22 protein-coding genes and 1 pseudogene are annotated in these 21,480 nt (G+C 54.3%); 8 read left to right on the top strand and 15 right to left on the bottom strand.

Annotated elements, in window-relative coordinates; genetic code table 11:
* Positions 1–101 precede the first annotated feature (101 nt).
* From E9954_RS18190 to E9954_RS18180, 3 genes are read left to right on the top strand one after another with little or no spacing between them, the layout of a single operon-like run.
* On the top strand, positions 102–1,349 hold the full coding sequence (locus E9954_RS18190) for a site-specific integrase (protein WP_222847228.1): 1,248 nt from the start codon (positions 102–104) through the stop codon (positions 1,347–1,349).
* A complete protein-coding gene (locus tag E9954_RS18185; RefSeq protein ID WP_136078976.1) occupies positions 1,346–2,293 on the top strand; it encodes a tyrosine-type recombinase/integrase in 948 nt (315 codons plus the stop codon). The genes E9954_RS18190 and E9954_RS18185 overlap by 4 nt, the downstream gene beginning before the upstream one ends.
* Positions 2,290–3,285, top strand: a complete 996-nt coding sequence (locus E9954_RS18180; protein WP_136078975.1) for a tyrosine-type recombinase/integrase — start codon at positions 2,290–2,292, stop codon at positions 3,283–3,285. Before E9954_RS18185 ends, E9954_RS18180 begins: the two co-directional genes overlap by 4 nt.
* 6 nt (positions 3,286–3,291) lie before the next feature.
* Here the strand turns inward: E9954_RS18180 and E9954_RS18175 are convergent, their stop codons facing one another.
* The 12 genes from E9954_RS18175 to E9954_RS18125 all read right to left on the bottom strand — a co-directional run bounded on the left by E9954_RS18175 (position 3,292) and on the right by E9954_RS18125 (position 13,216).
* On the bottom strand, positions 3,292–3,957 hold the full coding sequence (locus tag E9954_RS18175) for an ArdC-like ssDNA-binding domain-containing protein (protein ID WP_168442381.1): 666 nt from the start codon (positions 3,955–3,957) through the stop codon (positions 3,292–3,294).
* A gap of 70 nt (positions 3,958–4,027) precedes the next feature.
* Positions 4,028–4,219: a hypothetical protein gene (locus tag E9954_RS32635; RefSeq protein WP_168442380.1), complete on the bottom strand. Its 192-nt coding sequence runs from the start codon at positions 4,217–4,219 to the stop codon at positions 4,028–4,030.
* Complete coding sequence (locus E9954_RS18170) at positions 4,212–4,562, bottom strand: hypothetical protein (RefSeq protein WP_136080715.1); 351 nt, start codon at positions 4,560–4,562, stop codon at positions 4,212–4,214. The genes E9954_RS32635 and E9954_RS18170 overlap by 8 nt, the downstream gene beginning before the upstream one ends.
* A gap of 60 nt (positions 4,563–4,622) precedes the next feature.
* Positions 4,623–4,910: a hypothetical protein gene (locus E9954_RS18165; protein ID WP_136080714.1), complete on the bottom strand. Its 288-nt coding sequence runs from the start codon at positions 4,908–4,910 to the stop codon at positions 4,623–4,625.
* A gap of 132 nt (positions 4,911–5,042) precedes the next feature.
* Complete coding sequence (locus E9954_RS18160) at positions 5,043–5,699, bottom strand: hypothetical protein (RefSeq protein ID WP_136080713.1); 657 nt, start codon at positions 5,697–5,699, stop codon at positions 5,043–5,045.
* A 14-nt stretch (positions 5,700–5,713) separates the two neighbouring features.
* Positions 5,714–6,205 carry a hypothetical protein gene (locus tag E9954_RS18155; RefSeq protein ID WP_136080712.1) on the bottom strand — a complete coding sequence of 164 codons (492 nt, stop codon included), beginning with the start codon at positions 6,203–6,205 and terminating at the stop codon, positions 5,714–5,716.
* 11 nt (positions 6,206–6,216) lie between these two features.
* Positions 6,217–6,507, bottom strand: a complete 291-nt coding sequence (locus E9954_RS18150) for a hypothetical protein (protein WP_136080711.1) — start codon at positions 6,505–6,507, stop codon at positions 6,217–6,219.
* Between the two features lie 14 nt (positions 6,508–6,521).
* Positions 6,522–7,901: a hypothetical protein gene (locus E9954_RS18145; protein ID WP_136080710.1), complete on the bottom strand. Its 1,380-nt coding sequence runs from the start codon at positions 7,899–7,901 to the stop codon at positions 6,522–6,524.
* Between the two features lies 1 nt (position 7,902).
* Positions 7,903–9,393, bottom strand: a complete 1,491-nt coding sequence (locus E9954_RS18140) for an AAA family ATPase (protein WP_168442379.1) — start codon at positions 9,391–9,393, stop codon at positions 7,903–7,905.
* A 227-nt stretch (positions 9,394–9,620) separates the two neighbouring features.
* A complete protein-coding gene (locus E9954_RS18135; protein WP_222847227.1) occupies positions 9,621–9,983 on the bottom strand; it encodes a hypothetical protein in 363 nt (120 codons plus the stop codon).
* Positions 9,984–10,225: 242 nt separating this feature from the next.
* Positions 10,226–11,521, bottom strand: coding sequence for a DUF2201 family putative metallopeptidase (locus E9954_RS18130; protein WP_136080707.1), 1,296 nt, complete (start codon positions 11,519–11,521; stop codon positions 10,226–10,228).
* Between the two features lie 1,512 nt (positions 11,522–13,033).
* Complete coding sequence (locus tag E9954_RS18125; protein WP_136080706.1) at positions 13,034–13,216, bottom strand: hypothetical protein; 183 nt, start codon at positions 13,214–13,216, stop codon at positions 13,034–13,036.
* 353 nt (positions 13,217–13,569) lie between these two features.
* Here E9954_RS18125 and E9954_RS18120 point away from each other — a divergent pair, with 353 nt between their 5' ends.
* The gene (locus E9954_RS18120; protein ID WP_136080705.1) at positions 13,570–15,369 is read left to right on the top strand and encodes an IS1634 family transposase; all 1,800 of its coding nucleotides are present in this window, start codon (positions 13,570–13,572) and stop codon (positions 15,367–15,369) included.
* 269 nt (positions 15,370–15,638) lie between these two features.
* On the opposite strand, the gene E9954_RS18115 is transcribed toward E9954_RS18120, so the two are convergent.
* A complete protein-coding gene (locus E9954_RS18115) occupies positions 15,639–15,881 on the bottom strand; it encodes a hypothetical protein (RefSeq protein ID WP_136080704.1) in 243 nt (80 codons plus the stop codon).
* 164 nt (positions 15,882–16,045) lie between these two features.
* Between E9954_RS18115 and E9954_RS18110 the strand changes: the two genes are divergently transcribed.
* Positions 16,046–16,510 carry a transposase gene (locus tag E9954_RS18110; RefSeq protein ID WP_136080703.1) on the top strand — a complete coding sequence of 155 codons (465 nt, stop codon included), beginning with the start codon at positions 16,046–16,048 and terminating at the stop codon, positions 16,508–16,510.
* A gap of 61 nt (positions 16,511–16,571) precedes the next feature.
* Here E9954_RS18110 and E9954_RS18105 read toward each other — a convergent pair.
* Positions 16,572–17,180, bottom strand: a pseudogene (locus E9954_RS18105) (IS1634 family transposase); the annotation flags it as partial.
* 340 nt (positions 17,181–17,520) lie between these two features.
* Entirely contained in the window at positions 17,521–18,357 is an 837-nt protein-coding gene (locus E9954_RS18100) for an AraC family transcriptional regulator (protein WP_136080701.1), read from the bottom strand.
* Positions 18,358–18,624: 267 nt separating this feature from the next.
* Between E9954_RS18100 and E9954_RS18095 the strand changes: the two genes are divergently transcribed.
* Genes E9954_RS18095 through deoC form a run of 3 tightly spaced genes read left to right on the top strand, consistent with a single transcriptional unit; the run spans position 18,625 to position 21,474 of the window.
* A complete protein-coding gene (locus E9954_RS18095) occupies positions 18,625–19,632 on the top strand; it encodes an SDR family oxidoreductase (RefSeq protein WP_136080700.1) in 1,008 nt (335 codons plus the stop codon).
* 23 nt (positions 19,633–19,655) lie between these two features.
* Positions 19,656–20,678, top strand: coding sequence for a Gfo/Idh/MocA family protein (locus E9954_RS33060; RefSeq protein WP_136080699.1), 1,023 nt, complete (start codon positions 19,656–19,658; stop codon positions 20,676–20,678).
* Between the two features lie 58 nt (positions 20,679–20,736).
* Positions 20,737–21,474 carry a deoxyribose-phosphate aldolase gene (gene deoC, locus E9954_RS18085; RefSeq protein WP_342793826.1) on the top strand — a complete coding sequence of 246 codons (738 nt, stop codon included), beginning with the start codon at positions 20,737–20,739 and terminating at the stop codon, positions 21,472–21,474.
* Positions 21,475–21,480 lie beyond the last annotated feature (6 nt).

The following is a 21,480-nucleotide window of genomic DNA, read 5'->3' as shown; positions in this document are numbered from 1 at the left end:
GAATTCGAGAAACTGATTCGGCATAACATTGCAAGAATCGATCTTGCAAGATGTTGTGTTTTGTTTCCGATTTGCTCCTTAACAACGATAAGGAGCAACAAATGAATACGCATCAACAAACAACGAATGAAGCCCATGTAACCGCCCGCGAACTGTTCGGGGAGCACGTGTCCTCCTTCCGGCAATATCTTGTCGGCCACAACTATGTGACCAATACTGTCCAGCAATACATGCGGTGCGTGGGGGCTCTTGCGGCGACCATGAAAGCAGACGGAATCGCCGTCGGGGAGTTGAACGAGGCATTGGTTCTGGATCTTGTGGACAGGCAGGGATGGCCCGAAGGACGTCACTACTACGCCGTCACGATCGCAAAGCGCTTTGTTCGCTTCCTGCATGACCGGGGAGTGGGACAGCTTCCACCTCCCCCGACGGAGAAGGAAATCGCAAGAAAGGAACTGCGTAAGGAATACGAATCCTACCTGCGCCGACAACGCGGATTGAGTGAAAGTACGATCTTTGGTTGCTGGCACCAGGCAAACCGTTTTCTTGAATACCGCTTCGGTGAAGAGGCTGGAGACCTTTCAAAAATCACGGCGACCGACATCATTGACTTCCTCCAGCATGTAACCGGCAGAAAACCGCCGGTACGGAATAAGACGGTTTCCACTCACCTGAGGAGCTTCTTTCGCTTCCTGTTCCAGACCAAGCGAAACGGGGCCAACCTCGCCAAGGGCATTCCAAGCGTGGCCCAGTGCTACGGGAAACGGTTGCCCGTGCATCTGACTTCCGAACAAACCGAAGTCCTGGTCGATGCGGTTCGTGGCAATAAACCTACGAGTCGACGGAACCATGCGATGGTGCTGCTGCTCGCCCGGCTCGGGTTGCGTCCACAGGAGGTGATCCGTATTCAAGTCGATGATATCGACTGGAGGGCCGGTGAGATCGTCATCAGGGGCAAGGGCGGTCGGCATGACCGGCTTCCCCTTCCGACCGACGTGGGCGAAGCCATTGTGGAGTACATCCGGAACGACCGGGTCACGGAGTCGAGAACGCTCTTCGTGTCGAACCACGCGCCGCACAAGCCATTCAAAAACGCCGAGGTACTGAATACGGTTCTTGTGAAAGCGTTCGCGAAAAGCGGACTGACGCCGCCAATACCGTATACCTGTACGCACATACTGCGGCATAGCCTGGCGACCAACCTCGTGCGGCAGGGCGCATCACTCGACGAGGTCAGCAACCTGCTTCGCCACCGGAGCCAGACAACAACCATGCTCTATGCGCGGATGGATGTGGACGGCCTGCGATCAATCGCCTTGCCTTGGCCCGGAGAAGGAGGTGCCCAATGAAAACCTTGAATAGAGAGCTTGAGCGCTACCTGTCCATCCGGCGAGGCCTTGGGTATAAACTGAATACGGATGAACGAATCCTTCGCAGGTTCATCGAGTTCATGGAGCAGGAAGAAGCGGCGCACATCAGCACCGGCTGTTTCCTTCGCTGGAAGGAGGCATTCGGGCATGCAAACACGCAAACCTGGTCGAGACGACTGACAGTGGTCAGAATCTTCGCCCAGTGGATGCACGGCATCGACCCCCGCCACGAAGTGCCGCCGCAATCACTGATACCCGGCCATGTCCGCCGCTCCCGGCCTTACATCTACAGCGAAGAGGAAATCAAGATGATCGTTGAAGCCGCAGCGGAGCTTCCTTCCCGCAACGGCATCCGTCCGCTGACCTACTCGACGTTCTTCGGACTCATCGCCGTTACCGGCATGAGAATCAGCGAAGCCGTTTCGCTCAATGTTGCCGATGTCGATCTCGAGAATGGAGTCGTTGCCGTACGAAAAGGAAAGCTGGGCAAGGAACGCTTGCTGCCGGTCTCTACGGATACAGCGGAACGGCTGGTTGCCTATGCCGTCGAAAGGGATCGGCTAAACGAATCGACACCCTCGGCATTCTTTATCTCGGATCATGGGGAACGGCTGGACGCCTGCGCCGCCCGCTACAACTTCGCCATCGTATGTCAGCGTGTCGGGCTGCGACCGGTTCAGAAGTTTTTCCGGCACGGGCGCGGGCCGCGCATCCATGACCTGCGGCATACTTTCGCCGTCCGCACGATGCTCAACTGGTACCGGGATGGAAAGGATCCGGCCCAGGAAATGATCAAGCTCGTCACCTACCTCGGGCATGAAAAGCCCGCACACACCTACTGGTACATCGAGGCGGCTCCTGAACTGCTAGAACTGGCGTCCCGCCGTGCGGAAGAATCCGCAGCAAGGGAGGTGGAATCATGAACGCGCTGACACTACCCGCTCTGGTTCAACTGTTCTTCACCGACCGGCTCACCATCCAGATAAACGCAAGTCCCAATACGATCGCCAGCTACCGGGATACCTTCCGCCTGCTGTTGCGCTTTGCCGGGGAACAACACGGCAAGGTGCCGACGAAACTCCGGGTCGAAGATCTGGATACCGAACTGGTGGGCGACTTCCTCGCCTATGTTGAGAACAAGCGCCGCAACTGCGCCCGCAGCCGCAATGCCCGGTTGGCCGCCATCCGGTCCTTCTTCAAATTCGTGGCCATGACCGAACCGGCATACCTGCTCCAATGCCAGCGAATACTGTCCATGCCCAGCAAGCGCCATGAGCAACGTACAGTGGAGTTTTTGGACCGCCGGGAAATGGATGCGCTGCTGTCTGCGCCGGACCGGTCCACATGGATCGGGCAACGCGATCATGCCATCCTGACACTGGCACTGCAAACCGGACTTCGAGCATCGGAGCTAATCAACCTATGCCAATGCGATCTCATTGCCGGAACTGGTGCGCATGTCCAGTGTATGGGTAAAGGTCGAAAACAGCGCCTCACGCCTCTCAGGAAAGAAACCCTTTTGGTCATGAAGAACTGGCTTCGGCGGTATGGCGGAACTGAAGACGGGCCGCTCTTTCCAACCATCAGGGGAGGGAAACTCAGTCGAGACGCCCTGGAACATCTTGTGCGAAAGCATACGCTCACGGCTTCGAAAACCTGCCCCTCGCTGGCGACCAAGCGGGTGAGTCCGCATGTGCTTCGGCACAGCACCGCCATGGAGTTGCTGCACCACGGGGTGGATCAAACCGTTATCTCGCTATGGCTTGGCCATGAATCCGTTGAAACAACGAGAATCTACCTGCACGCCGATCTGCACCTTAAGGAAAAGGCGTTGGAAAAAGTGATGGCAACGGCCTCGAAACCAGGGCGGTATCTCCCCGCTGACAAGCTACTCGCCTTCCTCGAAGGCCTATAATTATGCCTAATGGCCGTACCGAACACCCTTTGACTGCAAGGGTGAAATCATTCGGTACGGCATAATCCCAGTGTCGGCATAATGGGTCAGCTCATGAAAAAGCGTCGAATAGAACGCTTCATCGGACAGGAACATTTCAGGCGACGGCATACGCACCTCATCACCCAGCGGGCTGTAGGCTGCATACGACCGTCCATACTTGATTTCCGGTCGGTTCGGCATATCCGCCACCAGTTGCTCGGCATCTGTAATCGGATTGATCTCCCGATCCGGTGTTTCCAACTCCGGCACCTTGCCTTCTGGAATTCCGTCACACTGCGCCACGTTGAATACATGGTAGTAGCGCAATATCGCATAGCTTTTGCTCTCCGGGTCTTTCTTGTCCGCATCCACGAACTTCCAGAAGATCACCGGCATTGACTTCTCGCCCTTGCGCACATGGCCGCCCAACCCGTTCACCTGCTTCATCGTCAGGAAAAACGGCTGTGCGTAGCCCATCATGTGCAGCAGGAACGTATTCACGCCCCGGTAGGGCTTGCGACTGATCAGGTTTTGCGGTCGCGCATCCTGCGACACCCATGGTTTATGCCAAGGCAGTTCCCCGGTCGTTTGAATCCGCTCAATCATCCGCTCTGTAATCATCTCATTAATTTTGTTTCGTCCATTTTTCATTGCATTTACCTCCAATAAAAAAGGCACCCCGTCACAGGATGCCCTCGTTTCATTCTTCAACTTGATTTGTTCAGTGTTTTTCAATCTCCAGGTGCCCTGGGCCGTTGCCTTCGGGATCGCACAGGATGAATGCCATCGTTCCGTCATCGAAACGCAGCCCCCAGACCGGCGCGAACTCATCTGATGGATCTTTCACCAGCCCGATTACCTTGCGGCCAACCAGCTGCCCCAAATGGGATCGCATGTACTGCTCTTCACTCATTTTTCACCTCCATCGCTTTTGCGTAATCCTCCTCGTCCATCGTGTAGCTTTCGTATGGAAGCTCATCCAGATAGACCGCTTTGACGGTGACAGGGCAGAACGCGCCGTTTGCCTTCCAAATCACTTTGGATATTCGGTCAGCAAACTCATCTTCCCCTTCGCCGCCGCACAGGTTCCCCTGGGCAGATGCCTCCATGCAGCGCATGCCATCGGCGTGACGTTCAAAGCAGAACCAATCGGACTGCTCAAAACTCCACTCCTCAAAGCACGCCTGCTGAATGGCCTCCTTTCGGGATTCATCGAACCCCGCGATTTCCAGTTTCATTTCATAGTATCGACTCATGTTGATTTCCTCCGGTGGCCCGAACAGGCTCCAGCCCTGAAGCCTGTTCAGACCGATTCGTTAATATTCTTCAGGAAGAAGAATGATGGTTGCGCTGCGATCCGCTTCGGTAATTACCCAAAGCTTCACGCCCTCCGTCGTCCGATACGAACTGAGCAGCCGGAGCCCGTGCTCCAGAGCCTCTTCATTAGTCTGCTGATCCTCTTCGCACACATCGCCCCAGTCGCCATAAACATGCCGCCCAACAAAATCCATTGGACTCTGCTGAGCTTCATTCATTGCTTCCAGTGCGCCGGGTGTCGACAGGAGCTGCCCCGGGCTGAATTTAGGTTTTGCTTTCATAATCATCGTCTTTTCCTTTCGTTAATAAAAAAGGCGCCCCTCCATGGGACGCCTCGTTCACACTTCACCAGCCGCACACGCGACTGTTTTCTACTGATTTGAAACCAGGCTGCGATCCTCGCAGCCCGCTTTCATTCTCTATTCATGCTGCTCATTATCGTGATCAATGATCACCACCCGGATGCCCGACGGCAGATCTTCGTCGTCCGGCGCATAAGCAACTCCGCCGCGCACATGGATCTCCACGGTCTCCGCATTGATTTGATCCTCGGCAAAGCGGTGTTCCTGCCCGTTGACCTCTATGCCGAAAAGCAAAGAGTCGCGGGATACTGCCGTCTGCTTCCATTCAGTTGAGCAGCGGGCGCAACACAGCACCTGCTTTTCCATTCCCTGCGGATCGCGGTCTTCGTCCATCACGCGCACATCTTTATTTCTGCACTGCGGACAGGTATACGGCGCGACATATTCCGGCCTTGCAATCTGTTGCTGCTTTCCCCGGTTCTCCGCAATGGCTTCGGCCCGCTCTTTCCGCCATGAATAGGCCGGTTCTTCGTACAACCCGTGCTCATCCCAGCTTCCGAAGTCCAAAATGTCATGCGAACTTCCAGGCTTCAGTTGTTCGGCAGGATAGGCTCGCTGCCATTCATCCACGTCCACCCGCACAACCGCTCCGAGGTATGCCTCTTCCGGTGAACGCCCGATGACGTTCCCGTCAGCCAGCCGCACCGTCAGTTCGCCATGCGTTCCGCAGACCGTGAAGGCACTTCCCTTTTCAGCCGCTTTAACTTGCTTCATCGTTTTGACTCCTTTCAGCAATAGATATTGATGTCATTGGGACTCTTTGCCGCCACGGCCTTGGCAATCTCTTCAGCCGCCCGGCGAAGTTCCGGCGGGTCATTGAACTGTCCTTCTTTGAGGCCGACCTCAAAACATTCCGCATCGATCATCACCTGCCGCTCGCCGGTCATCTGGCAATAAGGCGCACTGCGCTCAAAGCCATCCACCAGCGAAACACGCTCTACGTTCACATACAGCGTTTTGCCGACCGTCGTTTTCATCGTTCCACAGCCCGGCCCGATCTTCGGTTCGCCAACCGGTTCGGTACGCACAACCGCATCAGCCGTTGTTCCGTCAGACTGAGGAATCGACACAATCTCGTCGGCATCTGCTCCCTCTGTGTCGTAATCGATCACAACGGCATTACCGACTTGTTCGCGTAATTCGCGACTGCCGATGCAGACGCTCTGCACCAGTCCGCCTTCCAGCACCACAAGGATGTCTTCGGGTTTGAATGTGTTCATGTTGTCTCCTTTCAATCTTGGTTTTCAACGCCGTCTTTCCAGATCACATCCGGGTCGTAATCGCGGAACACGCCGCCATCGGACGGAACGCATTCGTTGATGTGAAACCCGCACGTCCAGCCGAGCCCGTCGCCATCCGGCAGACCGATCCCGCCCCGGACTCCTCCGAAGTGCGCCGCAATCAACTCCCCGAGATCCTCAAGGAAGTGTAGATATGCATCCGCGCACTCGATCACATCGTTCCGATGCGTCGCATCAAAGACGATCTGCCCCATTTCTTTATCTGTGAGTATTTTTGCCATCTCCAGTTCTCCTTTCATGCTTTGATAAAACAACCCGAGAGCTTGGCCTTGCCGTTCAGCAACGCTTCCGCCATATCCTCAGGTTGTACCGATTGATTTTCATGGTTCACATCCACCACCGTATTGCCCCGCAGGTGCCGCATCAGAAACATGCTCAGCAGCAGATCCTTCAGCGGATCATCCGTCAGCAGGGGAAACGGCTCGGCGAAATTTTGTTCCTTTGGAACCCGTACAAACGGGTTTTCGGCAAACCAGCCCGACAGCTCTTCTGTCACCGCGTCATACCGCTCCGCTGCAAGCTGCGCCGTGCGTTTGATCAGCTGGGACTTTGTTCCCGAAATCTTGGCTCCGTGTACACGCAGCGCATCGCGGAACTGCTCCAGCGTTTCCATCTTCCGCCAGGAAATTCCAAACCTTGGAATTTTCTCCTTACGCAAGCGCGCCGTCGTGCGCAAGCACTTCAGCCGTTGAAGGTAGCGGACGTTGGAAAACTTGACCGAAACTTCTTCGCGGTTCAGCAACTCCTGCAGCTCGCTCACCGGCATGGCAAAGCAGTAATCACCACCCGCTGTCCGGTATTTCTGAGCAAACTGTTTTGCAAACCGCCGCTGCGATGTTTCAAACCCCAGCTCCGGCGTGAAATGCACAAAGTTTCCGCGCACCTCGCAGGCATATTTCACCAGCCCGCTGTTGGGTAAACATCTTGGATTGACCAGCAGCTCGAACCACTCGATCCGGTTGGCAAACCGCAACCGGCCCTGATCATCCGTGATCTCACTGATCGCTGATGCCCGCCGAAAGTTCATGCAGGCCAGTGCCTCACTGATGAGGCTCTGTTCCTGGTCGAGGAAATCATTCACCGACAGCAGCTCGCTCAGGAACAGGGCGTTCATGTCGTCATAGCTGCGAAGGGCTAAATCCGGATGCTTCTTCTTCAGAAACGTACGCATTTCTGAAAAGCGCCCGCCATTTGCCCGCAGCAGATTCCATGCAACATCATTGCGCCAATGATCCCGAAGCCGTTCGACAGCTTTTTTCAGAATCAGGCTGTAATCCGCCTGTTCTGCGAAATAAACCGAGCCACACACCGAGTCGATGCCTCGCTGCAACCCGGTTCTCCGGTCGTGATGAAACCCGTCCTTCAACGGGACGATGTCAGCGTTCAACCGATGCACACTCAGCGGATCGAACCGGAAACGCTCCCGGTTCAGCGTCTGAGCCAGCAGTTCGCCTGCCTGGCACCAGTCGCCGCCCAGTCCGATCGCCGATTCCGGATGAATCCCTTTCAGGAGCACATCCGCAACCGGTACTTCGACCGCCTGAGCCCTTAAACGCAAAAAAACCGGAATCAGATGATCCGGCTCCAGCCACAGTTTTATTCCCTGTATCTTCATTTTATCCCTCACTTTCATGTCTGTTTTTATTTAACAACCCTTCGATTTTCTCTGCTGTTTGCGTGATTTTCTTCGCGGTCCGGTCAAGCCGCTCTTTCGTGAGTCCTGATTGTACAACCAGTCGGCGCACGGTTTCATAGGCGATCATCCGGCGCAGGTCGTCGGGCTGATCGAGCAAGGCCTCTACAGATTCAATCAGCTCGATGTTGGCTCCGGTCAGGCCGGGAATGGTGTCGGTCTGCAGGTTTTGCAGATCTATGCTTCCGCCGACCTTTTCTAGCAGCTCGGACGGAATCTTTCCGGGATGGAGCGACTCCACCTTGAGCGCGATGTATGCCAGCGGCGTGATGTTTTCCGGGGTATCGCACAGATCGTTCCACGCTTTCAGCTTCACCATCTCCGACAGATCCTCTCCGAGCAGGATTTCCGCCTTTTCGAACAGGTCGGTCGTGGTGAACAGCCGGTAGACCGTTTCCACCCGTTGGAAATTCCCGCCTTCGCTGAAATAGTCACTCAGCAGATCGAGGCAGATTTCCACCTTGTGCAGCATGTTCTCGCGGTTGATCCCTTCGTCATTGAGACCCATCGGGATGCTTGCCAGAATCACCTGTTTGGCGCTTTGCGCAAATTCAGGCAGGCTTTCGCCCAGCAGGGCTGTCCGTGATAATTCAACCGCCCGGTTGGCCAGCAGACTGCGATACATGAATCCCAGTCGTCGTCCATCCAGTTTCACGCTGCCGTCGGTCTCTTTCATCACCAGCACCGCCAGCCGGCTCAGGAACTCTCCCAGACTCTGGAAATCATTTTCCAAGGTTTGGAAAAGCGGCCCGGCCTTTTGCAACACCTTACGGATCTGACGCCCGGCTTCTTCGGTTTCTGCTTTGCTGACGGTTTTGGTTTCCGACTGCGGGCACCATTCGCCGATGCTCGGCGCATCGTCACCATTGATATGGCGCAGCACCTTGATGCGGTCTACTTCATCCATATCCAGTGCTTCCGGCGGATAGAGGAACGTTGCATAACGCCCGATCAATGCGGCGTCCATCTGCTGTGTTCCGTTGTAGCGGCCGCCCATTGGGTTCATGGCGCTCCAGACCCATTTGACTTCAGTCTCAAAGCCCATGATCTTCCGGGAGCGGATAATCTCCAGCCACTTGGCCTGCAGTTCGGGAACCGCACGGTTGATTTCATCAATCAGCACGAATTGCTTATCCCAAACCGTGACCGCACTCGGTACGTATTCCACTCGCCCCTGTTTGAGGCTTTCGACGTTCGGGAAACCCAGTACGTCTTCAAACAGCGCCTTACTGGCGTCATAGGCCATAAACTTCCAGCCCATGGCCTGCGCGATTTTACCAGCCGCATGTGTCTTTGCCGCACCGTGCGCACCCACCATTAAAAGCGGATCGCCCGTCAGCAATGACGCCATCGCCAGATTTTCATCTCCCATGCTCCATCCATAGATACCCAGTTGTTCCAGTAATTTCTTCATTTTCATTCTTCCTTATTTTGTAGGGCGGAAACGGTCGCAGACCTTCCCGCCGTTATTACGAAAAAGGCTGAAAGGTCGGATGACCATTTCAGCCCTACAATTTGGTTGTCGGCCCAATAACTGATAACCGATCTCTGATAACTGCCGTGCAAAGCACGGCTACACAAAAAAAGAGCCGACCCGGCATTGCTGCCCAATCGGCTCTCATCGATTTACATGTCTCATCTTCAGTCTCCGCTATTTTCCTCCTGCATTTCCTCCAGCATGTCGACCACAGCCGGCTCAACAAATGCCACCGGACCGGTCATCTCCACATTGAATATTTCTCTGGCCACCGCCTTGCGGACATGGGCGATCGCTCCGGTTCGATAGGCATCTCCCGGCTTGATTGCATTTCCGGTGAACGTGGACTTTTCAGGATCACACGCCACCAGGGCGATGTATCCCTTTTGCCACAGCTTCGCGTGTTTCGGACACAGATCCCAACCGGTGACGGTTTTACGCTCCAAACTATTGCGCAGCCGCTTATCCAGCAGGATTGTTCCTGTATCAAATGCCTGTCCACACACCGGACAAACCTTTTGTTCCATACCTACATGACTCTTCATTTTCTTCTCCTTATTTTTTAACCGCGAATGAACGCGAATTGACGCGAATCCATCCGCTTCACAAAAAAAGCCGATCAGACATTAGCGCCCAATCGACTCTCGATTTCTCTTCTGCGTTTTTTGTGCCTTTTGAACCGAGCCTATAGCTCTATTTCTTTCAGAAATTATCTGCGCTTCGCTTCGGGCGGCGACCAAAACCTTCTTCCAGTTTCAAGTTTCCAGTTTCATTCTTCTCCTTCCGTTATTTCATTCAGTGCCATAACATCCCCAAAGGGGCGCAGGACTTCCCCGTTGCAGCGAAATCCAAACAGCACCGTCAGCAGATGCACCCCGGCATCCCTCAGCCCGATAGCGTTGAGCTCCGACAGCGAGGCGTGGCCGTCGGTGATGATCACCGCCCGTTCCAGCTGTTCTCTTAGAATGGTCTGGGCAACACAGTTGAAGTCGGTTCCGTAGGTGGTTTCGACATAGCCGCGCAACAACGCATCCATCGTGATTTCAGACACCGCGTTACTGAACTGATAGACCGAGCGGATCTCCTTACGGTAACGGGCCAGCAGCCCGGCAATTTCCGGCAGGTGTTGATTCACCGATCCGGATACATCCAGGAAAACAGCAATGCCTTCGCGTCGATGTTTCAGTTCCGGCTGACGGTTCCGAAAGAATCCCGGCCAAATGTCCGCACTCAAAAGCACCATATCGCGTCGGCTCGGATTGAGCGGAAAGGGCGAGGTGGCTCGGCGCTGACTCTGCTCAGTGCAGAAAAACCCGTCCAGCCGCTTGCGGGTGGTGTAGTTGAGCAGCAGCTCCTGCCGCAGGCTTCGCTTGGTCTTCATGATCTCGATGATCATCTTCTTCAGGCCGCCGAACATACTTCCGGTACAGCCCTGATGATTGGCCACATGCTCCGCAATTTCTCCGGCAATGCCCTGAAGTTGTTCCGTTCCGAAACTCCCTGATCCTTCTGTTGCAGATCCATGTGATCCGACCAGCAGCGGTGCGGCTTCCTGCTGCGGCATCAGCATTTTTAATGTCCGGATCACCTCACCCGCACTCAGCTCATCATAAGCCGTCCACTTCGGGTAAAGGTGCTGATAAAGATACCGATACCGTCCATTGGTGCATTTGCTTTCCGGACGAAGGATCGACTCCAGCCCCTGAGACTCATACAGCCGTTCAAACAGCGATCCTTTTCCGGATGCTGCTGCGTAGAACTGACTGATCAGCGCATTAATAATCGCATCGCAGGCGATGTTACTCACCTCATCGCGGCCATAGATGAAATGGCCAAACGCCGGGTGTAGAATTTCGTGAAAGATCAGGCAGAATAGATCCTGCTCCGTCTTTACCTGCTCCGACACAAACGCCGGACTGTATTTCATTTCTCCCTTGGCATTGATACATGCCGTAGGAATCTTCGGGTCAGCCGTAACCGACTGAACCATGCCGGCAATAAATGAATCTGCGCCTAGCTCGCGCTTCATCATCTGCCGGACTGTATCCAATGTAATCTGATTCATCTGAATCTCCTTTCTGTTTGTTGGCTTGGTAATTTTCTGACCGGATAAACTCGATGGTCAGGATTTGAGATTGGATGTTTTTCACAACCTCGCAGAGCCCGAACCTTCGGGCCGCTTCGCTTCCTCCTTCGCCCGAAAGGCTACGGCGGACAGGTGAGTGACAGCCGAGCAAGGCAGAGGGGGTGCTGGTGCCATAAAAGGGAACCGACCAACGGAGTTGGTTGACCTCATCGAGGTCGTGCGGATCAAAAACTCTTGGGGCGCGAATCGAGATTCGGGGCACAAGTTATGATTGAACCGTGCCTTCGGCACTATTTCCTTGCGGAAATTATTTATCGCTGTGCTTTCAGGCGGCACAATGGATTTATCAAGACGCATCGGGTTCCTTCATCTGCGAGCATCTCAAAAATCTGCGGATTAAATCTTCTCTCTATTCCTCGGAGCCCCTCTAACGACCGGCGGGAGTGGTTGTAGAAAATCTTCATTCGCGACTGAAATTTTTCGTGTCTATTCGTGTGCTTCGTGGTTAAGAAATCTTTGGGGTTTCCGTTGAAATTCTTGTGTGTTGCCTCTCACTTCGTTCGTTGCCGTCGCTTTGCGCCAGCCTCTGCCTTCGGCGGTCTCGTGCCTTTTTATGGCTAAAAACGGTTGTTGAAATTCGCGTCAATTAGCGGTCAAAACTTTCCGTGTAGTCAGTGTTTTCCGTGGTGAAATGGTGTTTTGTAGAATTCGTAGCGGTCGCTACATAGATGGTTCCTCTCGACGGGGAACGCGTGTACAAGACAAGGTTTGGCGAAGCCGTAAACCTCAAAGCGAATCCACTGTGTTCAGCCAGAGTTTGGCATCAGTTCCTTCGCGGTGTTACCGTTCAAGCAAATGGCATCAAACGGATTTTTTGAATCGTTTTCATATGGGGAAATTGCACTCATTTTCTGGGGTGCAATTTCAGTTATCAGTTAATCGTTACCGGTTATCGGTATGGGATATTTTTCACCCCCCGCTATCGCTTCCTCCTTCGCCCGAGAGGCTACGGCGGACAGGTGAGGGACAGCCGAGTAAAACCGAGGGGGAAATGTTTGCCACAAAAAGGCACCTGAAAGCGCAGCGATAAATAATTTCCGAAAGGAAATAGTGCCGGAGGCACGGTTCAATGGACACTGATTTTCACTAATAGGAGATGGCTGTTCTGGAAATAAACGCAATTGGATTTTTGGAGCCGGGATCGGCAAACTGGTTTGTCGCGACCTGCGCCATTTAATCCAAACCCTGCGTGCAGGTGACGGGGAACCCGAGTCGTTTATTTCCTATCGGCGTTCATCTGCGGTTAAATATACTTCCGCTTTTTTGTGATTTCTTGTGCCTTTTCGTGGCCAACATCATTTCCGCTTAGTTTCCCGTTCTTAATTCGCGCCCATTCGCGTCATTCGCGGTCAAAATAATTCCCGCTCTGTTCCGTGTGTTCGGTGTATTCCGTGGTCGGAAATAAAAAAAGGAGCAAAGACATAATCGCCTCTACTCCTGTTGGTAGGTCTCGCGGTACTCCTGCCAAAAATCGCGCTGCCTGATAGCTTCGAGTTCATCGCGAACTGCCGTCAGAATCCAGGACACATCCGTCCGGATATCACGCAAATGGCATTCCATCGCCGCAAGTTTTTCTTCGAGTGCATAGGGGGCACTCTGCTGATCTGCTTCCATCACTACTCAAAAGTAGTCGCAGTTTATAAATTTTTCGCTAAGCAACGAGGTATGGACTCGGTTCGCCGCAACTGGTCATGTAGGCACTTTTTCGGGCACGAGTAAGGGAAACATACAAAAGAGCTCTCTCTTTTGCCTCTGCCTCCTTACCTGCAATGACATTATCCTGGCCAGAGACTGCTAGCCCAAGCTTCTTAGAAGCTCGTTTTAAAATGGGAAAAAGCGACTTTTTCACCCCATTTCGGTGCCGTTTTTGTTGTAAGTCACGTGTTTCCAACGTGGAGGTCGCGGCGTAGTGCCTGCAATTTGCCTGAGCCGGTTGACGCACAACTCGGTCTTGGTATGATTTTGGCATGTTCTTCAGGGAAAAGACGGTTCGCGCAACGTCGGTGCTTCAGCTGGTGGAGTCCTACCGAAATGAGGAGGGGTTGCCGCGTCAACGGGTTTTGGCATCGCTTGGCGATGCTGCGGTTCCGACCGATGAGCGGGGAATAATTGCAAAGGCTGTGGAGTTGCGCCTGCGTGGCGAGCAATCACTTTTTCCAGCAAGGCTTTCGAGGGTGGGTGCTGAATGGGTTGTACGGATCCATAAAATTGCGGAGCAGTCCAAGGCGGTTGCGCTGGCTCCTGGCACAACCCGGCTTGATGGCGTACTGGTTGAGAGGATTCGAACCGATTATGTGGTGGGGTTCGGGCCTCATTTGGTGGCGCTTAAGGCGTGGGAGGCGCTGGGGCTTTCGGCGATTTTAAGCAGTCTTGGAATGAAGCCGGAGCACATAGCCATTGCTCAGCTAATGGTGATTAACCGATTGGTCGAGCCGCTCAGCGAATGGGCGCTAATTGATTGGTCGAACCGGACAGCGCTGCCGGAGATCCTCGGAGTGGGCGTTACGAAAACCACAAAAGATCGACTCTACAAAACCAGTGACGAACTCCTTAAAATCCGGCGAAAAATCGAGAAGGAGCTTCGTTCCAGTGAGCAGGAACTCTTCAGCTTGCGCCGAAGCATCGTGCTTTACGACGTCACCAATACTCATTTTGAAGGTCTTTGCCAAAGCAACCCGAAGGCGAAGCACGGCAAGAATAAACAGAAGCGCAACGACTGCCGCCAAGTCGCGGTCGGCATGGCATTCGACGAACATGGGTTTGCTCTGGCGCACGAGGTGTTCGAGGGGAACATCGCCGATACAAAAACGCTACTGGCCATGCTCGACCGGCTGGAGCTCGGCGACCAAGAGCTCAAGCCCGTCGTAATCCTCGACGCCGGGTTCGTCTCGGAAGAAAACCTGAAGCTACTTGAACAACGCGGATGCTCCTACATCGTAAACATCACCCGAGGGAGCCGGAGTCGCTATGCCGAATACTTCGCAAATGAAACCTTTTGTGCGCTCCCTGGGCGCAAAGCGGACAAGCAGGTAGAGGTCAAGCGTATCGCCGATCCGGAAAATAAAAACTGCTGTCTCGTGCTCTGCCGGAGTGCCCAACGCGGGGAAAAAGAACGCGCCATGATTTCCAACGCCGAAAAATGGTTCCTTGCCGACGGCGAATCCTTGCGCAGGCGTATTGAAAAAGGAAGGCTCAAAAAGCCGGATGTAATCGAACGCAAGATCGGAGCCTTCCTGAAGAAACACCCTCGGGTTGCCCGCTTCTATAAAGCCGAGCACAAAGACCAAACCCTACTTCTTGCCCGCAACGATGAGAAGCTCGACGAAGCGCTCGCGCTATGCGGCGACTACGTCCTCAAAACCGACAAAAGCATGGAAGCCGAAACGCTCTGGGAGCTCTACATGACCCTGCTCGAAGCTGAAAAAGGGTTCCGCATGCTCAAGAGCACACTCGGGCTGCGTCCAAACTTCCACCAACTCGAAAAGCGCGTCGACGGGCACATCTTTATCAGCGTACTCGCCTATCACCTGCTGCGCTGGATCGGCTACCGGCTTGAAACCTCCGGTGACCTTCGGGAGTGGCGCACTCTGCGCCGCCTACTCGGCACCCATGTTGTGGCAACCACCCGGCTGCCACTTGAAAGCGGAAACGAAATATCCATCCGCAAGCCCAGTCAGCCGGATGCAGAACAAGAGCGAGTTTATGCCTTGCTGGGAATCGACTGGAAACGCGCGTATCCACCGCGCAAAACGGAACTGAAACGCTAACGACTTTGTAGTGCCACAAAAGGTCCGATCGTTGATTACGAGTAACTTACGCGAGCCGTTAAGAAACTTGGGTTAACATTCTTCTATGAATTACCTGATAGTAATCTGTCAGTTTTACACTTTCGGTCTTGTCCCAAGGAATAGCCGGCACACGTCGTCTGTATTCAGAGAAGGAGCACGCAGGCACGTAATTCGTGCGCGGCAAATAGTCCGCAGGCATTTGTGTCAGGTCAATTTTATCGTACGCGCGATGAGTTTCACATACCTCTTTAAGCATCCCGTGCCGGGTCGATTATCTTTTTTGCATCCTGAAGCGCATAACTACCTTCGACAGCTCCTCCCGCCTTAAACACATGCGCCAACTTCTTCCGGGCAAGCTTGTATTGCTTTGGAGATGGTAAAACCGGCGAGGGGAAGTCAGGAATATCTGCGTTTTTTTGGACATAATTAATGACAAAACGAGGCAGGCGGTTTGCCGTAGCCATGACTGGAGGTTTGTACGCTTCATCCAATTTCACTCCCAGCAACTGACTTGCGCCATCAATCCACTCAACAATTTGCTGAACCTCAAAGGAAGCATCTTTTGGGCTAGCAGTCTGTCGGACTTAGCCGACATTTCATCTATTAATACTTTAGTAAACGTGCCAGACTTCTCTTGTCTTAATGAAGAAGGCTTATGGCCACGCGACTCAAAAATCTCGACCGGGACACCCCGATGCTTTTGCCGCCGGATCTGCGCGACTGGATTCCAGAAAATCACATTGTTCATTTTCTGATCGATGCGGTCGATCGACTCCCTGCCGAATACTTTAGCACCAACTGCCGAGGAACGGGCGATGAGCAGTATCCGCCACGAATGATGCTCACGCTGCTGATCTACTGCTATGCGACCGGGCGGTTCTCATCACGCGTCATCGAGGATGCCACCCATTCGGATGTGGTGGTGCGCTACATCTGCGGAGGCAGCCTGCATCCCGACCATGACACCCTTTGCACCTTCCGGCGCAAGAACCGGGAACTCTTCGAGAAGGCCTTCGTGGAGGTCTTGCTTATGGCGCAGGAAACCCCGCCGGGCTCAAGAAGGTCGGCGCGGCACCAAGATCAAGGCCAACGCCAGCAAACATGCGGCCGTCAGCTATAAACGCGCCGGGGAGCAGATTGAAATGCTACGCAAGGAAGTCGCTCAACTCACGGCCAAGGCTGAACAGCAGACTCCATTGTGTTTTCAGGAACGAAAACAGGTCGTTCTTGTGTTCGCAGAGTTTGTCGAGACAGCGATACAGCGTGTCTTTGGCGGCAATGGAGTCATCTTCGCCCAGCAAGTCGGCCATTGCACAGGTTTTGAACCAGTCGCGGTGCAACCGCCATTCGCTGCCCGGATCGAGCAGACGATAACAGACCAGCGTTTTGAGAACGCTGAGCCAGCCGGTTCCTTTGCGGCTCTCCGGCAGCCGGGGCTCCCAGAAGCGATCCAGATCAAGCTGATTCCACAGCTCCGTCGCCAGCCAGCACCCGCCCCACTGGCGCGGATGATGAAACGTCATTTGGCTGAGCCGGATCTGAACGGGATTGGAGACCTCCGGAGGAGGAGTCCGGTCCTCCGGAAAGAGACTCATCTGCCGGACCGAAGCATTCGATTCGTCGAACACATCCAGCGCCGAGCACCACTGCGCCTTCTGGCTGTCATTGAGTTCGCCCAGATAAAGAAGCTGACGTTGGTGAACGCCGCGCTTGGTGCGAACGCTTTCCACCACGCTCCAATAGCGATGCTCCTTGCCGTCATTGATTCGCTTATACGCTCTCAGGTACATGCTCCGATTTTTCCACAGAAAAACGGATCGTCAACGGGCAAGGTCTTCACTACAGCCTGTTTTCGAACATACACCCCTGAAAACATTGGGTGGAACGAAGGTTTCCCCCCTCGAAAAAGGCGGGTTTGCCCGCGAATAGCGAAAGAAGGGTTAAAATTGGCTCTTCAAATCTATTGTAATCCGCTAGACTCAGTCATATTTCATCGTGCGTTTCGTTTTCGCACACACCAATTCCCCGGAGAAAATCGTTCCCAACTGCGGAAACTCGTCTTAAAACTTCTTTTATCCGTTAGAATGATTTATTTTTTATCGTACTCTTCATTTCCGCACCCCAGAGGGCTCAAGGAGCGGACTTGCGGCAGGCGGAGGGGGTCGTGTTCTGGTAGCGTCTGAACATGCGGTTGAAGCTGGAGAGCGATCCGAAGCCGCAGTCGTAGGCGATCTGGGTAACGAGCTGATCGGTGGCGGTCAACCGCTGGCAGGCGGTGGAGATTCGCAGGCGGTTGAGGTATTCAACAACGGTCTGTCCGGTTGATTTTTTGAAAATTCGCGCGAGCGTTTTTTCGCTCATGCCGTGGGCGGCGGCGAGCTCCGGCAGACTGACGGGTTCGGCAAAGCGGTGATGCAGATCTTCGAGCACGCGCTCAATGCGTTCGGTGTCGCGTTGCGAAACATTTTCGGTGAGCGCGAAGCCGCTCAGTGCGCCGCCGTGGCGGGTGGTCATTAAGTGTTCAACGACCTGCAGGGCGGCGATGGTCTGCGGCAGGCCTTCTTTCTGTTCGGCGAAGGCCAGCAAATCCAGCGCTTCGCGCGCCGCCTCTCCGCGATAACAAAGCCCGCCTTTGGCGGCTTTCTCCCAGCGCTGAAGCCGGGCTTCGCCGGCAAGGGGGCCCATTGCATCCAGATCGATCACAAAAATCAGGAAGTCGCCGGCTTTCTGCTCCTGTTCCGGGTTGGTGAGTGCAAAAAACGAATGCGGGACGCCCGGGGCAACCACGTAGACTTCGCCGGCCTGCACGTGCTGCTGACAGTCGCCAATGAGCACCTGCCCCTCCCCAGTCACCACACCGAAGATCTCCCAGTAGGTATGATGATGCCAACGGAAAACCAGCTCGGGCTGCCGGTTGATCCGAAAAACATTTTCATAAGGTTTTGTCTGCCAAAAAACCGATTTCATATGCGCATATTCTCATCTTATGGCACAGATTCAAACAACAACTGTCCGAATACGCATAGATTTTGATCGAATCCGGTTAGCCGGGAAAAGGGTGTCCTCATATAATATGGCTCTTAATCAGTCAGAGTATGCAGTGACGGGATAGCACCTGTAGGACACGCTTCCCGTATTCGGGAGCGTGTGATGGACACAGGCTCTCTGGATACAGAGAAGCCTGTCCTACAATGGACTTATCTGCGGAACGCTCTATTTAACTAAGGAGACAACATGAAGGTATTGTTTATCGGTGGAACCGGAAATATCAGCACGGAGACCAGCCGGCTGGCGGTTAAAAAAGGAATGGATCTGTATCTGCTGAATCGCGGAACCCGCAAAATCGATATTCCGGGTGCCAAGTCACTCGTGTGCGACATCAGCGATCCGGAACAGACCGCTACAGCGCTGGCAGGACAGGAATGGGACTGCGTGGTAAACTGGATCGGCTTCCTCCCGTCTGAAGTCGAGCGCGACATTGCCCTCTTCAAAGGCAAAACCAAACAGTACATTTACATCAGCTCGGCCTCGGCCTATCAGAAGCCGCCGAAAACACCGTTCATCACCGAAGAGACCCCGCTCGAAAACCCCTTCTGGGATTACTCGCGCAACAAAGCCGCCTGTGAAAAGCTGCTGACAGATGAAGCAGACTTCCCGGTCACCATCGTCCGTCCGTCGCTGACTTACGATACCGTCATTCCCGTCGCACTCGGCAGCTGGACCGACTACACCATCATTGACCGCATGAAACAGGGCAAACCGGTCATTGTGCACGGAGACGGCACCTCGCTGTGGACCATCACCCACTCCAAAGATTTCGCCAAAGGATTTGTCGGATTGATCGGCAACGAAGCCGCCATCGGCGAAGCGTTCCATATCACTTCCGACGAACTGCTGACCTGGGACCAGATCTATCAGGCGGTCGCTGCGGCTGCCGGGGTAGAAGCCAACATCGTGCATGTCGCGTCCGACTTCATCGCCACCGTCGCCGTATCGCAAGGCCATGACTGGCTCGTTGGAAACTTCCTCGGCGATAAGTCGGTCAGTGCGATTTTTGATAACTCCAAAATCAAAAAGTTTGTGCCGGAGTTCGAGGCGACCATCCCGTTCGCTGAAGGCATCAAAGAAACCGTCAAATGGTTTGAAGCCGAGCCGGAGCGCATGGTGATCTCCGATTTCAACAACGGACTGATTGACTCTATTCTGGCGGCCTATCAGGTCGGCCTCGACGCAATTAAGTAATTATTCAATTCAAGGAGAACAACATGAGCAAAACATACAAAATGGCAATTCTCGGTTGCGGCGATTTCCTGCGCTGGCAGTCCGGCGACATCAAGGACGCCGAAAACATTGAAGTAAAATATCTGTTCGACCCGCGCAAAGAACAGGCGGAAAAATATGCTGCCGAGCTGGGCGGTCAGGCTGTCGACAGCGACGCAATCTGTTTCGATGATCCGGAAATCGATATCGTCGCGCTCTTCGTTCCGCCGTGGATCCGTCGCGGCCTGGTCGAGCGCGCCTGCGCCGCCGGCAAACACATCTTCACCACCAAACCGCTCGGCGCGACGGCAGAAGAATGTGAAGCCATGGTGGCCGCCGTCGAAAAGGCTGGTGTATTGTGCGGCCTCGGCTACAACCGCACCGCCAATCCGCTGATCGAAACCTACAAAAATATTTTTGCCGATCCGGAAATTGGCCGGCTCGCGCTCTACAAACAGGACTGGCTCCACCACTACCCACAGTGGAATGACTGGGCACTCGATCCGGAAAAGAACGGCGGACCGTTCATGGATGCGATGATTCATAATCAGAACATTGCGCGCTACCTGATGGGCCGCCCGATGAAGGCCGCCACCTACTTCTCAGACAAACACGCGCATCCGGATCTGAAATGCGGTGACACCGAGTTCATGAAACTCGACTTCGAAGACAACGGTTCTGCGCATCTGTTTATCACCTGGGCGGCCGACCTGCAGGTGTTCAGCACGGAAGGAAACGACCGCGAGCACATCGACATCTGCTACTCGGTTTCTGAAAAAGGCTGGCGTCTGACGCACGCGTGGGCCGACGGAGGACAGGTGATCACGGCATCGCGCGAAGGAGAAAAGCGCGAGTGGAAAGTGGAGCCGCTGCCGCAGAATGCGTACCAGCAGTTCGCCGCAGCGCTCGACAGCGGCGCGGACAGCCTGCCGGCCGACATCCCCTCCATTCAGGAGGCTCTCGAAGATATTAAACTGGTGCGCCTGGTTGAAAAACAGCCGGGCTCGCGCGTTGCGATCGATTTCTAACGTATCCATTAATCTGAAGGAGAATTCCGTGAGCATTACCGTACATGATCTGGCCAAAATGATTGATCACTCCCTGCTGCATCCGACCATGACCGACACCATTCTCAAGAAAGAATGCGAGCTGGCGCTGAAATACGACTGCGCTACCGTCTGCATCAAACCCCATGCGGTTCCGATGGCCGCCGAAATCCTCAACGGTAGCGATGTGAAAGTCTGCGCTGTCGCCGGCTTCCCGCACGGCAACAGCCACACCGAAATCATCATCGCCGAAGCCGTGCGTGCCTGCAAAGAAGGCGCACTGGAAATCGATATCGTCAGCAACACCGGCAAGGTGCTGGGCGGCGACTGGGATTATGTCAGCGCCGAACTCAAAGCCGTTAACGATGCCGTCACCGCCGAGGGAGCGATCTTGAAGGTTATCTTCGAAAATGACTTCCTGACCTGTGACGACCAGATTATCCGCTTATGCGAAATCTGCAGTGAGCACAACATCGCCTTCGTCAAAACCTCCACCGGTTACGGATTCGTTAAGCAGGACAACGGGTTCTACAACTACAAAGGCGCAACCGAACCGCACCTGAAACTGATGCGCGAACACTCCAAGCCCTCCGTGCAGGTCAAAGCGGCCGGCGGGGTGCGCACCCTGCCCGACCTCGTCCGCGTTCGCCAAATGGGCGTCACCCGTATCGGCGCAACCGCCACGGCAGCCATCCTCGACGAAGCGGCTAAGCGCATCGCAGAAGGCGAAGATCTCGCCGATCTCGGTGGCAACCCGCTCGGTGGGGGCGGATACTAAACCCGC

Origin of the sequence: Pontiella desulfatans (assembly GCF_900890425.1) — a bacterium.
Classification (GTDB): Bacteria; Verrucomicrobiota; Kiritimatiellia; order Kiritimatiellales; family Pontiellaceae; genus Pontiella; species Pontiella desulfatans.
This window is presented reverse-complemented; position numbering and strand designations above follow the sequence as displayed.

Bases quoted from the DNA above. Each gene is read 5' to 3' on its own strand.
- E9954_RS18125 (WP_136080706.1), bottom strand. From the start codon at position 13,216: ATGGAAGCAGATCAGCAGAGTGCCCCCTATGCACTCGAAGAAAAACTT.
- E9954_RS18135 (WP_222847227.1), bottom strand. From the start codon at position 9,983: ATGGAACAAAAGGTTTGTCCGGTGTGTGGACAGGCATTTGATACAGGA.
- E9954_RS18190 (WP_222847228.1), top strand. From the start codon at position 102: ATGAATACGCATCAACAAACAACGAATGAAGCCCATGTAACCGCCCGC.
- E9954_RS18155 (WP_136080712.1), bottom strand. From the start codon at position 6,205: ATGAACACATTCAAACCCGAAGACATCCTTGTGGTGCTGGAAGGCGGA.
- E9954_RS18160 (WP_136080713.1), bottom strand. From the start codon at position 5,699: ATGAAGCAAGTTAAAGCGGCTGAAAAGGGAAGTGCCTTCACGGTCTGC.
- E9954_RS18170 (WP_136080715.1), bottom strand. From the start codon at position 4,562: ATGAGTCGATACTATGAAATGAAACTGGAAATCGCGGGGTTCGATGAA.
- E9954_RS18100 (WP_136080701.1), bottom strand. From the start codon at position 18,357: ATGAAATCGGTTTTTTGGCAGACAAAACCTTATGAAAATGTTTTTCGG.
- E9954_RS33060 (WP_136080699.1), top strand. From the start codon at position 19,656: ATGAGCAAAACATACAAAATGGCAATTCTCGGTTGCGGCGATTTCCTG.
- deoC (WP_342793826.1), top strand. From the start codon at position 20,737: ATGATTGATCACTCCCTGCTGCATCCGACCATGACCGACACCATTCTC.
- E9954_RS18175 (WP_168442381.1), bottom strand. From the start codon at position 3,957: ATGAAAAATGGACGAAACAAAATTAATGAGATGATTACAGAGCGGATG.
- E9954_RS18185 (WP_136078976.1), top strand. From the start codon at position 1,346: ATGAAAACCTTGAATAGAGAGCTTGAGCGCTACCTGTCCATCCGGCGA.
- E9954_RS18180 (WP_136078975.1), top strand. From the start codon at position 2,290: ATGAACGCGCTGACACTACCCGCTCTGGTTCAACTGTTCTTCACCGAC.
- E9954_RS18095 (WP_136080700.1), top strand. From the start codon at position 18,625: ATGAAGGTATTGTTTATCGGTGGAACCGGAAATATCAGCACGGAGACC.
- E9954_RS18165 (WP_136080714.1), bottom strand. From the start codon at position 4,910: ATGATTATGAAAGCAAAACCTAAATTCAGCCCGGGGCAGCTCCTGTCG.
- E9954_RS18130 (WP_136080707.1), bottom strand. From the start codon at position 11,521: ATGAATCAGATTACATTGGATACAGTCCGGCAGATGATGAAGCGCGAG.
- E9954_RS18145 (WP_136080710.1), bottom strand. From the start codon at position 7,901: ATGAAGATACAGGGAATAAAACTGTGGCTGGAGCCGGATCATCTGATT.
- E9954_RS18140 (WP_168442379.1), bottom strand. From the start codon at position 9,393: ATGAAGAAATTACTGGAACAACTGGGTATCTATGGATGGAGCATGGGA.
- E9954_RS18150 (WP_136080711.1), bottom strand. From the start codon at position 6,507: ATGGCAAAAATACTCACAGATAAAGAAATGGGGCAGATCGTCTTTGAT.
- E9954_RS32635 (WP_168442380.1), bottom strand. From the start codon at position 4,219: ATGAGTGAAGAGCAGTACATGCGATCCCATTTGGGGCAGCTGGTTGGC.
- E9954_RS18120 (WP_136080705.1), top strand. From the start codon at position 13,570: ATGTTCTTCAGGGAAAAGACGGTTCGCGCAACGTCGGTGCTTCAGCTG.
- E9954_RS18110 (WP_136080703.1), top strand. From the start codon at position 16,046: ATGGCCACGCGACTCAAAAATCTCGACCGGGACACCCCGATGCTTTTG.